Origin of the sequence: Niallia sp. FSL M8-0099, from assembly GCF_038006945.1 — a bacterium.
In the GTDB taxonomy this organism is placed as follows: domain Bacteria; phylum Bacillota; class Bacilli; order Bacillales; family Cytobacillaceae; genus Niallia; species Niallia circulans.
In genome coordinates this window covers 1,314,820-1,328,106 of the sequence record NZ_JBBOWF010000001.1, presented here as the reverse complement: position 1 = coordinate 1,328,106, position 13,287 = coordinate 1,314,820, and the positions used below count along the sequence as shown (strand labels likewise).

The window sequence follows — 13,287 nt, the reverse complement described above, 5'->3', positions numbered from 1 at the left end:
TGTTCTTTCCATTCCATACCATAGTATGATAGAGGAGACACAGTTAAAAAATACCCACAACATTCGCTGTGGGATTTCTTTACTATCATATGCTATTATTTATGATAAATATAGACCATAATAAAGGAAGATAAACATGAATTTTGATAATTATCCATATTTTTACTATAATGTTTACGGTACATCTAGTTTTATCAGCATTGGAATATGTATTTTAGAAAAAACGTTAGCTGGCAGTATAATTTGTTTTTGCCTCTTTTGTGGAATTTGGTTCTTAAAATCCCAAAAGAAAAAGAAAATGCTACATGTAACCGAAAAATAACTTTAACAACTATTACCAATTTCCTTCTTTTAAATATTTTTGTAGTATTTCATCATGCAATCCAGGTTTGGATGCAAAGAAAGATTGCTGCGTTAATAAATCAAGTGGTTCGTTTCTTAAAGTTGTTACCTTGCCGCCTAGTTCTTCTACCATTATCTTACCTGCTGCATAATCCCAGGGCGATAATCTTAAAGTTAAATAAGCATCCATTCTTCCGGCTGCTATGTACGCTAATTCTAAACAGGCAGATCCAAATGACCTCGTTCCCCTTGACTCTTTCACAAGTGGTTCTAGGATAGTCGGATCAATCCGCTTATTTTTCGTTACCCACGTAGCATTTAATCCGATAATAGCCTCATCCACAGCCGTATCTTTTAAAGGTAATAGCCTTATGTCATTCATAAAAACACCATTGCCCTTTCGAACATGATATAGCTCGTCTGCTACTACATCATATATTAATCCAATCTTTCCTACTCCATCTTCATAAATGCCGATAGAGATGGCAAAATCCCGCTGCATATGGACAAAATTCATCGTTCCATCAATAGGATCAATAATCCAGACTATCCCTTTCAAATCTTCTAATTCTTCACTTAATCCTTCTTCGCCTAAAATACGATGGGAAGGAAAAACATTATTGATCTTATTAATCAAAAATTCTTCTGTCCCCTTATCTATTTGGGTAACCAAGTCATTTTTATTTGATTTCGTTTGGATAATGAGCTCAGACGAAAATGACTTGATAATTCTTGCCCCTGCCTCTTTTATCCATTCTTTCGCATATTGATCGATTTCCAGCCAATTTGTCATCTTCTCAACCCTTCTTTACTTTCTTTTTTCATCGTTTCCTATATTTTAGCTTAGATTATCCCTAAACATACTTCTAAAAAAATCTATCCTTCTTCTATATAGTATCATAAAACAAGAAAATTCTATGAATACAGTTTTTTTGGATAATTTATGAATTTTGTTTCTTAAAGTCTATTACTAGGAGCCCAAGCATAAACACATTTTCCTTTCCAATCCTTTTCTTCACTGCAGTTACAATCCACATTCAAACTGCGCAGTATTTCTAAAGCTCATTTGCCTATTGAAAACAGCTTGATATATTAGCTATTGTGAAATCATATGGTATGCAAAATCATGCAGCTGACTTTATAGGAATGAAAGGTTGCTTCCTATAGAGTCAGCTGCATGATTACCTATCAGCTTATTCATTAGTTATAATGCTTTAAGTCTTAGAAGTTCCTGTCTAATTCTTTCTAATTTTTGTTTACTTAATTTTTTTTGTTTTTCATCCTTTTCATTCATTGCATCGAATAAGGTAGCCAATTCATAATCCATTTCTAGACGAAGAACAGCCTTTTTTTCCTTTTCCACTTCCATTTTCTTCGCTAAATTCATCAATTGTTTCACTGACAGAACACCCCTTTCATCGACTTGCATTTCTGTTGATTTCATATATATTATGTGGAAACTAATTAGCTTGCTCCTTTTTTGTGCTATAACCCAGCGCAATCCAAATTCCTTCATAATATTATTTATGTATGCTACAATATTTGCGAAAAGGCTAGCTAAGATGAAGCTACATTTAAGTGACTAAATAGCTTACTTGATTTTATATACAGTATTTACCCGTAAACAGTAGAGATAAACTAAAAAGGAGATAAGAAATAATGTCATTCACTGGTTTTACACAAAAAGATTTTGATACCTTTACAATTGATGGACTAGATGCTCGAATGGAAGCGATCCAGGAAAGAATTCAGCCAAAGTTTCGTGAAATTGGCACACAGCTTACTGAACAGCTTTCTGGAAAGCTTGGCATGGAAATGTTCCTACATATCGCAAAGCATGCAAGACGAACAGTTAACCCGCCAAAGGATACTTGGCTTGCCATCGCAAATAATAAACGAGGCTACAAACAGCATCCACATTTCCAAGTCGGCTTATTTGATGACCATCTTTTTATATGGTTAGCATATATATATGAACTTCCAAAAAAGAAAGAAATCGCTGAAGGTTTTTTGGCAAATTATAAGCTTTTGCAGTCCACTTTACCACAAGATTATGTTCTTTCCATGGACCATATGCAAAAGGATGCAGTTAAAATTGGAGAAACAAATTTAGAGGCAGCTTTAACAAGATTCCGTGATGTGAAAAAAGCCGAATTTTTAGTTGGTCAGAGAATTGCTGCTGGAGATTCTATTCTATCAAATGGAGAGGAGCTGCTTGCATTAATCGAAAAAACTTATGATACATTGCTTCCCCTTTATAAATTATCATTGGAGTATTAGATTGGGACTAGCTAAAAAAAGAGGCCGATATCTACAGCCTCTTAGACTGTAAGCAAACTAAAATCTGTGGTTTGTTTACAGTTTTTTTATTATTATCTTATGGCAGAAAGTTATAAGCAATAAAATTCACTATTCCTTGCCTATGCCATCTTTATTCGAATATCATCTGCAGATTCTTTCGCCTTTTTGATTGTTCGATAAGTTGAATAGCCACTTACTTCTTCAAATTCATCACAAACTTTCTTTTCTTGCGCTTTTCCCGGGACAATTTTTTTAAAGGCGCGGTATTGCTCCATTAATTCTGCCTTCTCTACCCCTTTTTCATATGCTTTCTCAATGCATTCAAAAAATTTAATGACTGTAATAATTTCATCCGTTGACCAATCAATATCGATTGGGTATTGATAATCCATATTTCCACATCCTATTATATTGAAGTTTTTCAGATAAAAACTATTGTAATTTAAGTAGCTAAGAAAGTAAAATATGGATCCTTATTCCTGTGCTTTTCCTTTGTTAGATAAACTGTAAAAAGAAAAAATAGGAATAAAAAATAATTCTTTTTCCTATAGTGAAAACTAATTGTATGCAAAGAAAATAAAAAATGCTATAATTCTTTTGTTTTCTGATTTTTATATTTAGAGATTAGGGTAAAACTTGTTAAGAGTAATGAAATTAAAGACAAAACAGCGGCAGCGATGTACAATAAAATTTTTAAATGTACATAAGAAATTTAAATAAAGTTCGCTTAAAATTGCATAAAAATACTAAATAAAGAGGTGTGGTAATAAATTGTCACAACACGAAACACCGTTATACCACGGATTATTGGAACATGCTAAAAAGGATCCTATTCAATTTCATATACCCGGCCATAAAAAAGGGAATGGAATGGATCCAGAATTTAGAAACTTTATCGGAGAAAACGCTCTTTCGATAGACCTTATTAATATTGGTCCTCTTGATGATCTTCATTATCCAAAAGGGATGATTAAACATGCACAGCAGCTTGCTGCTGAAGCATTTGGAGCAGATCATACTTTCTTTTCCGTTCAAGGCACAAGTGGTGCTATCATGACGATGATCATGAGTGTTTGTGGCCCAGGAGATAAAATTATTGTTCCTAGAAATGTCCATAAATCTGTTATGTCTGCCATTATATTTGCAGGTGCAATCCCAATTTTTATCCACCCTGAAGTAGATAAAAATCTAGGTATTTCTCATGGAATCACCATCGAGTCTGTTCAACATGCTTTAGATCTTCATCCAGATGCTAAAGGGCTTTTAGTGATTAATCCTACTTATTTTGGCATCTCTGCTGATTTAAAAACGATTGTAGATTTGGCGCATTCCTATGATATCCCTGTTCTTGTAGATGAAGCACATGGAGTTCACATTCATTTCCACGAGGATTTGCCAATGTCGGCTATGCAAGCCGGAGCAGATATCGCCGCAACAAGTGTACACAAACTCGGTGGGTCGATGACACAAAGCTCCATTTTAAATATGAGAGGCGACCTGATTAGCTATAAACGTGTACAATCTATTTTAAGTATGCTGACAACGACTAGTACTTCCTATTTGCTTCTAGCATCTTTAGACGTTGCCAGAAAGCGTCTTGCAACAGAAGGAAAAGAACTGATTGATAAAACGATTAATCTTGCACAATACATTCGAAGACAGATTAATGACATAGAACATCTATATTGTGTGGGTGAAGAAATTCTGGAATCTGATTCTGCTTTTGATTATGACCCAACAAAACTGATTGTATCTGTTAAAGACCTTGGTTTAACTGGCCATGATGCGGAAGAATGGCTTCGGAAAAATTATCGCATTGAAGTAGAAATGTCCGATTTGTATAATATTTTGTGCATTATTACACCAGGAGATTCTGAAAAAGAGGCCAACATTTTAATTGATGCCTTAAAAGCTCTTGCAGTAGAACGAAAAGATAAGGCTTCAAAAGTAGAAGCACGAGTGATGCTGCCAAACATCCCTTTACTCGCACTAACGCCGAGAGATGCTTTCTATTCAGAGACAGAATTAATCGATTTTGATGATTCAGTTGGAAGAGTAATTGCAGAATTTATTATGGTATACCCTCCAGGTATCCCAATTTTCATTCCTGGCGAAATTATTACAGAAGATAACCTTGCCTATATAAAAAGAAATATGGAAGCAGGATTGCCTGTTCAGGGGCCTGAGGATTACGATTTCAAAAAGCTTCGTGTTATTAAAGAGCATCGTGCAATAAGATAAATAAATTTTGGAGAGCAGGGATGCCATATTTAGGGTATTCCTGTCTTTAATTTTGGAGATAAATGAAAAGACAGCATTTGTTTCTTGTATATAAAAAGATTGGAGTTTTCCTTTTTGAAAAAATATATTGTTATAATGATTATCAGTTTACTAATTAGCCTAGTTTCTCCATTTATTTTTAAAAATTATGTGGCACAAAAACCTGAACAATTAGAACAGTCATTCCGTTTCGGTGGTCCTATTCCATTTGCTGAACAAAAAAGGCTGCTGCCAACTTCCGTTGAGGCATACCCTTTAGAAATTACATTCGAATCACCTGTGCAATCGAAAACTATTTTCCATCCAATTCCATTTATTTTTAGTTTTCTTGTATTTTTCTTATTAATTCTATCGATTTTCACCGCTTTTAGTAGCTTTTTTGGAAAAAAATCAACAAAACAGCGGAGATTATAGCTACATAAGAATTTATTGTATTAAAAAATGCCTATATTTTTAGATTAAGGCATTTTTGGTGCTGAATTTATATATGTATAGGAGGATTTTTCATAATAAATAGAAAGTCTTTCCTTTTCGTAAGAGCAGGAAAGAAAGAGCTGTTTTTCTTCTTCTCTTCTCAAGAAAGAATATATTTAAAATAAATCATCATGTTATGTTTATATGATTTAGACAACGGAGATAATGGTCATAATTAAATGAAAAGAACCGTAAATGGATAAACTAATCATCGTGGCCAGCATTGTTTTTCTTGTTGATTTTATGATTGTATTTCCTATGATAATCGCTAAATAAAAGAACACTCCAAACATAAACACCTTATATAAAATTAAATCATATCTTGATAACCATTCAATAATGGAAAATCCACTCCAAATCATTAGCTGAAATAAAATTGCTGTATAAATCTTCAAGAAAAACACCACCCTTCCTCCATTAACAATTAATACTAGTATATGTACCAATCTTTTGTTTTATTTTATATTTATTTCATTTCAAAAAACAGTAATAGGACTAAATTCTACTAGCTAATTTTATCTACTAAAACTAGATTAGACATAGGGAAAAATCTTCCCGAATCGCTTTTAAAACAAAAAAAAGAAGCCCTCAATCGAGGGCTTCCTTTTATAATTAGCGTAAGATATGAATTGGGCTGCCAATTGCAACTTCCGCTGCTTCCATTGTTACCTCACCTAAAGTTGGATGAGCATGGATAGTCATAGCTAAATCTTCAGCTGTCATACCAGCTTCGATTGCTAAGCCTAATTCAGCGATCATATCAGATGCACTTGGACCAGCGATTTGCGCACCGATTACAAGACCATCTTCTTTACGTGTAACAAGCTTCAAGAAACCTTCAGCATCGTTAAGTGCTAATGCACGACCGTTTGCTGCAAATGGGAATTTAGCAGCTTTCACTTCGATACCAGCTTCTTTAGCTGAAGCTTCTGTGTGACCAACTGTTGCTAATTCTGGCTCAGAGAATACAACTGCAGGAATTCCTAAATAGTCGATTTCTGAGTTATGTCCAGCAATAACCTCAGCAGCAATTTTACCTTCATAAGAAGCTTTATGCGCTAAAGGAGGACCAGAAATAACATCACCGATAGCAAAGATATTGCTTACAGTTGTACGGCATTGCTTATCTGTTTTAATGATTCCGCGTTCGCCTAATTCAATACCAACTTGTTCTAAACCAAGTTCGTCTGTATTAGGTTTTCTACCAACCATTACGAATACATAATCAGCTTCCACTGATTTTTCTTCGCCTTTAACTTCATATTTAACAACAACTCCAGTGTCTGTTTCTTCCACACCTTTAGCCATTGCTTTTGTAATGATTTCAGCACCTTTTTTCTTAAGGTTGCGAGTAACTAATGAAGACATTTGTTTTTCGAAACCACCAAGAATTTCATCAGCACCTTCAAGGATTGTTACTTGTGTACCAAAGTTAGCATAAGCTCCACCTAACTCAGTACCAACGTATCCTCCACCGATTACTACAATTTTCTCTGGAACTTCTTGAAGTGCAAGTGCACCAGTTGAGTCAAGAACACGTTTAGAGAATTTGAAAGTAGGAATTTCGATTGGACGAGATCCAGTTGCGATAATTGCATTTTTAAAAGTATAAGTTTGAGATGATTTTTCATCCATTACTTTTAAAGTGTTAGCATCTACGAAATATGCTTCACCGTATACAATATCAACTTTGTTCCCTTTTAATAGACCTTCAACTCCACCAGTAAGCTTCTTAACAACACTGTCTTTCCAAGCTTGAACTTTAGAGAAGTCAACTGTTACGTTTTCAGTTGTAATACCCATGTCTGCAGAATGTGCAGCATGCTCGTAACGGTGTCCAGCAGAGATTAAAGCTTTTGAAGGAATACATCCAACGTTTAAGCAAACTCCACCTAATACGTTTTTCTCAACAATTGTAACTTTTTGTCCTAATTGTGCTGCACGAATTGCTGCAACATATCCACCAGGACCCGCACCAATGACTATAGTATCTGTTTCAATAGGAAAATCTCCAACTACCATGTTTTTACGCCTCCATTAACAATAGTTCTGGATCGTTCAATAAACGTTTAATATGATTCATTGCATTTTGAGCAGTAGCTCCGTCAATCATTCTGTGGTCAAAGCTTAAAGAAAGTGCTAATACAGGAGCAGCAACAATTTCTCCATCTTTAACGATAGCTTTCTCAGCAATACGACCAATACCTAAAATAGCAACTTCAGGATGGTTAATTACTGGAGTAAACCATTGTCCACCAGCAGATCCAATGTTAGAAATTGTGCAAGAAGCACCTTTCATTTCAGCTGGAGCTAATTTACCATCTCTTGCTTTAACAGCAAGTTCATTAATTTCGTTAGAGATGTTAAAGATACCTTTACGATCAGCATTTTTAACAACAGGAACTAATAAACCTTTTTCTGTATCAGCAGCAATACCGATATTGTAGTAATGCTTATGAACGATTTCGCTTGTAGCATCATCTAATGATGTGTTTAAAGCTGGGAATTCTTTTAATGCACTTGTTAAAGCTTTTACTACATAAGGTAAGAAAGTTAATTTGATACCTTTTGCAGCTGCAACTTCTTTATATTTCTTACGGTGTGCAACTAATTTAGACACTTCTACTTCATCCATTAATGTTACGTGAGGAGCAGTGTGCTTAGAATTTACCATTGCTTTAGCAATAGCTTTTCTGATTCCGCTCATTTTCTCACGAGTTTCTGGGAAGTCACCTTCTGGAATAGCAAGCGGCTTAGGAGCTTCCGCTGCTGTTTCTGCTGGAGCAGCTTCTGCAGCTGGTTGGCTAGCAGGTGTTGCACCACCATTTAAGTAAGCATCAATATCTTCTTTAGAAATACGTCCGTTTTTACCAGTACCAGAAACAAGTTGAATTTCTACGCCTTTGTCACGAGCATATTTACGTACAGAAGGCATTGCGATAATACGTCTGCTTGGATCAACTTCTGTCTCTTGTCCTTTGCTTTCTTCAACAGCTTCAGGTTTTGCTTCTTCAGCAGCAGCTGGAGCTTCATCACCATGATCACCTTTGAACTGAAGGTTTTCATATCCAGGAGCATCAAATGTAATTAAAATATCTCCTACAACTGCAACTGTTCCTTCTTCAACTTTCACTTCTTCGACAGTACCTTCAACTGGGGAAGGAATTTCTACTACTGCTTTATCATTTTGAACTTCACATAATACATCATCTTCTTGAACTTTATCGCCTGGTTTAACAAACCATTTTACGATTTCGCCCTCGTGAATACCTTCACCGATGTCAGGTAATCTAAATTGAAAAGCCAATGTGACAACCTCCTAATATCTTATGAAAAAATTTTCTTCTTTTAACTAACTTATCTTCTAATTCTTGTGCGAATATTATTCGGTTTTAATTAGAAAGTTAGAACTTTTTTAGCTGTTTCAATAATATCTTTAAAGTTTGGAAGCCATACAGTTTCAGCTTGTGTGAATGCAAAAACAGTATCTGGTGCAGTTACACGTAGAACTGGAGCTTCTAAGCTTAGAATTGCACGATCATTGATTTCAGCAACAACATTAGCTGCAATACCAGCTTGTTTTTGTGCTTCTTGAACTACCACAGCTCTACTTGTTTTTTCAACAGATCCAATGATTGTTTCGATATCAAGTGGGCTAACAGTACGTAAGTCAACTACTTCCACTGAGTATCCTTCTTTTTCTAATTCTTCTGCTGCTTTAATAGACTCTTGAACCATTGCTCCATAAGTAATGATAGAAAGGTCTTTACCTTCACGTTTTACATCCGCTTTTCCAAGAGGAATAGTATACTCTTCTTCTGGAACTTCTTGACGGAATGAACGGTATAATTTCATATGCTCTAAGAAAATAACAGGATCGTTATCACGAATAGCAGAAATTAATAAACCTTTAGCATCATAAGGAGTTGATGGGATAACAACTTTAAGACCAGGTTGTTGTGCCATTAATCCTTCTAAGCTGTCGGCATGAAGTTCAGGAGTATGAACTCCACCACCAAATGGGGAACGAATAGTTACCGGTGCATTGTAGCGACCACCTGAACGATAACGCATACGAGCCATTTGTCCAGAAATACTATCCATTACTTCATAAACGAAACCAAAGAATTGAATTTCCGGTACTGGACGGTAACCTTGAAGTCCTAAACCGATTGCTAATCCGCCAATTCCAGATTCAGCTAATGGAGTATCAAATACACGATCTTCACCGAATTCTTTTTGAAGACCTTCTGTCGCACGGAATACACCGCCGTTTACACCTACGTCTTCTCCAAATACTAATACATTTGGATCATTACGTAATTCTGTGCGTAACGCATCAGTGATTGCTTGAATCATAGTCATTTGCGCCATGGCTTACTTCGACTCCTTTGCTGCATAAATTTCATATTGTTCTTTTAAGTTAACTGGTAACTCTTCATACATGATGTTCATTAAGTCAGTAACTTTTTGTTTTGGAGCTTCATCAGCAATTTTGATTGCCTCTTTAATTTCTTCTTTAGCACGTTCGATTACTGCGTTTTCTTTCTCTTCATTCCAAATACCTTTGTTTTCAAGGAATTTACGGAAACGTACTAATGGGTCTTTCTTTTCCCATTCGCTATCAAGATCAGCAGTACGGTAACGAGTTGGGTCATCCCCAGCCATTGTATGTGGACCATAACGGTAAGTTAAAGTTTCAATTAATGTTGGACCTTCACCGTTGATTGCTCTTTCACGAGCTTCACGTACAGCAGCGTAAACTGCTAATGGATCCATACCATCTACTTGAATTCCAGGGATACCTGCAGCAACTGCTTTTTGAGCAATTGTTTTCGCAGCAGATTGTTTCTCAACTGGAGTAGAAATTGCAAAACGGTTGTTTTGTACAACGAAAATTGCAGGAGCTTTAAATGCACCAGCAAAGTTAATTCCTTCGTAAAAATCACCTTGTGAAGCTCCACCATCACCTGTATAAGTGATCGCAACAGCTTTAGCACCACGTTTTTTCATTCCTAATGCTACACCAGCAGTTTGGATGTATTGTGCACCAATAATGATTTGTGGAGAAATTACGTTTACACCTTCAGGAATTTGGTTTCCTTGGAAGTGACCACGTGAGAATAAGAATGCTTGAGATAAAGGAAGTCCATGCCAAATAATTTGCGGAACATCACGATATCCTGGAAGAATAAAATCTTCTTTTTCTAATGCGAATTGTGAAGCCAATTGCGAAGCTTCTTGTCCTGCAGTAGGTGCATAGAAACCTAGGCGACCTTGTCTGTTTAATGAAATAGAGCGTTGATCAAGAATACGAGTATAAACCATACGAGTCATTAATTCTTGTAATTGCTCATCACTTAAATCAGGCATTGCAGATTCGTTTACAACTTCACCCTCTTCATTTAAAATCTGAAGTGTTTGAAATTGGTTTGCCACTTGTTCAAGCTGTGCTTGCACATCAAATTGTGCCTTCTTTGTTTTAGAAGCCATTAAAGCCACCCTTTCCTTTCATATTAAAAGACTTTTTTCTGTAAAACAAATAGATGTTTACAATGTGTTTCAACGTGGTAAACACTTAGTTGGGTAACGCTTTCTATTCCTTAAAGCATATCGCTCTAAGCAACAAAAAAAACCATACTTAAACAGTTTTCCACAAAATACGCAAGAAAAAACGTCTTATAAAATTAATTCGGTTTCCGTATAGACTGTATCAATTATTTATATGTAAATATTAATACAACTGTTCAATACATTTATAAGTTTAATATACTTAAATATTATCCGTCAATCTTTAAGCTCGAAGTTTTTATTATTTTTTTACACAAAATTAATACATCTGTATTATTTACAACACAACATCTGTATCATACAGAAAACACTATTTACAACTGTTTTATAATAACTTCCCTGAGTGTCGAAAAATCATTCCTTGTCTATATGAACTCTTTGTATGTTTTGAATACTGCATGATACAAAGCACCTCCTACATTTTAAAATAGTATCCTACAAAAAAAAGCCACAAAACAAAGTGTGTCCAAAGAAACAAAATTCATGCCCCGTTTGTCCTCTCTATTTTGTAACTTATAAAAATTTTAATAGGATAAAGGTAATAATCAAATAATAAGTATTACTTTTTCTCTTCTTCCTCTTCATTCATTTTGATTTTTATGCCGGCTTCTTTATAGAAATCTACTTTCAAATCATTATATTTCTTCGTTAATTCATTAAATGTTTGGTTATTTTTATAAACCGTCTCATACGTATCATTGATCTTTTTTACTTGTTTTTCTAAATCGTCCATATTCACGTCTTCATCTTTAAACATTTCATAAAGCTTTTTATCACTATTAAGCCCTTCTATGTAATTTGCGTATAATTTATCATGTTCTTCATAACGGGCCATCATTGTTTGGTAAAGATCATCTGCCTTATTCTTTAATGATTTCTCTTCCTTTTTATCTAATTCTTCTATGTCTGTCGCTATTGTTTCAAACTTTTTTTGTGACTGTTTTATACTTTCTGCTTCTTTATCCATATATTCTTTTCTTTTAGAAATAGATTCTAGAGCTTCGTCCGATAATTTTGTAATTTCATCCATGTCCTCTAATCCAAGACTAATTATTTTAGAATAAATATCTTGTTCCTTCTTTTCTAATTTGACAAGAGGCTCTTGCTGTTCTTCAAAACCACTTTCAATCTTAACTACTTCTTCTAGTTTTTCATACATTTTCTCACTTGGAGAATTAAAATTGCACCCAGCAGCAATTATCGTAAAAAGCATAATTGTACTAATTAAAACACTTCGTTTCATTTCTTTCCTCCTCACTTTCTTATTACTATATCGATTCTTCTGTACTTTGACAATAATGGTTCCCTTCTTCGTATCCATCTTGATTCTTTAAAAAATTTGATAAAAACACAATTCTTCCCTGCATAATTATCAGTTGCTGATTTTTTTAACAGGCAGCGCTGATTACTTTAGAAATATTTTTATATTATAAACATATTAGCTTGTCCTATAATATATTATAGGTATATCTAATTATCTTCTTGCATAAAGTACTATTCTCATTTATTAACTTTTTATTCTATCTCTGTTAGACTACTTTTATAAACCGTTAGATACAAGGAAGTGATTATTTTGATAACAATGACAGATATTATTCGCGACGGTCATCCAACACTGAGACAAGTGGCAAGTAAAGTTACCATGCCACCAAGCGAAGAAGACAAAAGCATTCTAAAAAGCATGATGGAATATTTAATAAATAGCCAAAACCCCGAATTAGCAGAAAAGTATGGTTTAAGAGGCGGAGTAGGCTTAGCTGCTCCGCAAATAAATGTTTCCAAAAGAATGATTGCTGTGCATGTTAAAGATGAAAATGACAAGCAATACAGCTACGCTTTATTCAATCCTAAAATCATTAGCCATTCCATTGAAAAAGCTTATTTAACAACTGGCGAAGGCTGCCTTTCTGTCGATGAAACCATTCCAGGTTTCGTTCCAAGGTATGCAAGAATTACTTTGAAAGGGATCGATTTAGACGGAAAAGAAATTAAATTACGCCTTAAAGGGTTACCAGCAATTGTATTCCAACATGAAATTGATCATCTTAATGGTGTGATGTTTTATGATCATATCAATGAAAAAGATCCTTTTCTTCCTATTGATAATGCAATACCTGTTGAAAGATAAATTTTGTATCTAAGAAATGGTTCGATCATCATTATTCGAGCCTCTTCTTCTTTCTCTTATTTCGCCCCTGTTTCATACTAAATAAGGCTTTACCCCGCTGCAATTGCTCGCTTTCCATTCAGCCTATTTTACTATTACCAACATTATCCATGAGAATCCTACAAAAATATTCATATACTATTTATATAAAA

The 13,287-nt window shown here is 34.7% G+C and carries 14 protein-coding genes; 5 read left to right on the top strand and 9 right to left on the bottom strand.

The features are described from left to right. The first annotated feature begins 136 nt into the window (after positions 1-136). Positions 137-322, top strand: coding sequence for a DUF5325 family protein (locus NSQ92_RS26800; protein ID WP_222426202.1), 186 nt, complete (start codon positions 137-139; stop codon positions 320-322). 12 nt (positions 323-334) lie between these two features. Here NSQ92_RS26800 and NSQ92_RS06165 read toward each other — a convergent pair whose 3' ends face one another. Then, positions 335-1,135, bottom strand: coding sequence for an inositol monophosphatase family protein (locus NSQ92_RS06165; RefSeq protein ID WP_144579825.1), 801 nt, complete (start codon positions 1,133-1,135; stop codon positions 335-337). Positions 1,136-1,546: 411 nt separating this feature from the next. Continuing rightward, the gene (locus tag NSQ92_RS06160) at positions 1,547-1,741 is read right to left on the bottom strand and encodes a hypothetical protein (RefSeq protein ID WP_047943020.1); all 195 of its coding nucleotides are present in this window, start codon (positions 1,739-1,741) and stop codon (positions 1,547-1,549) included. A gap of 260 nt (positions 1,742-2,001) precedes the next feature. Between NSQ92_RS06160 and NSQ92_RS06155 the strand changes: the two genes are divergently transcribed. Continuing rightward, on the top strand, positions 2,002-2,622 hold the full coding sequence (locus NSQ92_RS06155; RefSeq protein ID WP_047943002.1) for a YktB family protein: 621 nt from the start codon (positions 2,002-2,004) through the stop codon (positions 2,620-2,622). A 140-nt stretch (positions 2,623-2,762) separates the two neighbouring features. On the opposite strand, the gene NSQ92_RS06150 is transcribed toward NSQ92_RS06155, so the two are convergent. Next, positions 2,763-3,035: a UPF0223 family protein gene (locus NSQ92_RS06150; protein ID WP_047943001.1), complete on the bottom strand. Its 273-nt coding sequence runs from the start codon at positions 3,033-3,035 to the stop codon at positions 2,763-2,765. A 379-nt stretch (positions 3,036-3,414) separates the two neighbouring features. Here NSQ92_RS06150 and NSQ92_RS06145 point away from each other — a divergent pair, with 379 nt between their 5' ends. Both NSQ92_RS06145 and NSQ92_RS06140 read left to right on the top strand, forming a co-directional pair. Beyond that, positions 3,415-4,884, top strand: coding sequence for an aminotransferase class I/II-fold pyridoxal phosphate-dependent enzyme (locus tag NSQ92_RS06145; RefSeq protein ID WP_341152480.1), 1,470 nt, complete (start codon positions 3,415-3,417; stop codon positions 4,882-4,884). Positions 4,885-4,998: 114 nt separating this feature from the next. Continuing rightward, complete coding sequence (locus NSQ92_RS06140; RefSeq protein ID WP_047942999.1) at positions 4,999-5,337, top strand: hypothetical protein; 339 nt, start codon at positions 4,999-5,001, stop codon at positions 5,335-5,337. Between the two features lie 209 nt (positions 5,338-5,546). Here the strand turns inward: NSQ92_RS06140 and NSQ92_RS06135 are convergent, their stop codons facing one another. The 6 genes from NSQ92_RS06135 to NSQ92_RS06110 all read right to left on the bottom strand — a co-directional run bounded on the left by NSQ92_RS06135 (position 5,547) and on the right by NSQ92_RS06110 (position 12,211). Beyond that, positions 5,547-5,801 carry a hypothetical protein gene (locus tag NSQ92_RS06135; RefSeq protein WP_369988435.1) on the bottom strand — a complete coding sequence of 85 codons (255 nt, stop codon included), beginning with the start codon at positions 5,799-5,801 and terminating at the stop codon, positions 5,547-5,549. Between the two features lie 208 nt (positions 5,802-6,009). Next, positions 6,010-7,419, bottom strand: a complete 1,410-nt coding sequence (lpdA, locus tag NSQ92_RS06130) for a dihydrolipoyl dehydrogenase (RefSeq protein ID WP_047942998.1) — start codon at positions 7,417-7,419, stop codon at positions 6,010-6,012. A 4-nt stretch (positions 7,420-7,423) separates the two neighbouring features. Continuing rightward, on the bottom strand, positions 7,424-8,704 hold the full coding sequence (locus tag NSQ92_RS06125; RefSeq protein ID WP_047942996.1) for a dihydrolipoamide acetyltransferase family protein: 1,281 nt from the start codon (positions 8,702-8,704) through the stop codon (positions 7,424-7,426). An 89-nt stretch (positions 8,705-8,793) separates the two neighbouring features. After that, on the bottom strand, positions 8,794-9,771 hold the full coding sequence (locus NSQ92_RS06120; protein ID WP_341152479.1) for an alpha-ketoacid dehydrogenase subunit beta: 978 nt from the start codon (positions 9,769-9,771) through the stop codon (positions 8,794-8,796). Positions 9,772-9,774: 3 nt separating this feature from the next. Continuing rightward, the gene (gene pdhA / locus NSQ92_RS06115; RefSeq protein WP_047942994.1) at positions 9,775-10,890 is read right to left on the bottom strand and encodes a pyruvate dehydrogenase (acetyl-transferring) E1 component subunit alpha; all 1,116 of its coding nucleotides are present in this window, start codon (positions 10,888-10,890) and stop codon (positions 9,775-9,777) included. Between the two features lie 637 nt (positions 10,891-11,527). Further along, positions 11,528-12,211: a YkyA family protein gene (locus tag NSQ92_RS06110; protein ID WP_172867274.1), complete on the bottom strand. Its 684-nt coding sequence runs from the start codon at positions 12,209-12,211 to the stop codon at positions 11,528-11,530. A 330-nt stretch (positions 12,212-12,541) separates the two neighbouring features. On the opposite strand from NSQ92_RS06110, the gene def reads away from it, so the two are divergent. Beyond that, positions 12,542-13,096 carry a peptide deformylase gene (gene def, locus NSQ92_RS06105; protein ID WP_095319911.1) on the top strand — a complete coding sequence of 185 codons (555 nt, stop codon included), beginning with the start codon at positions 12,542-12,544 and terminating at the stop codon, positions 13,094-13,096. Positions 13,097-13,287: the final 191 nt, after the last annotated feature.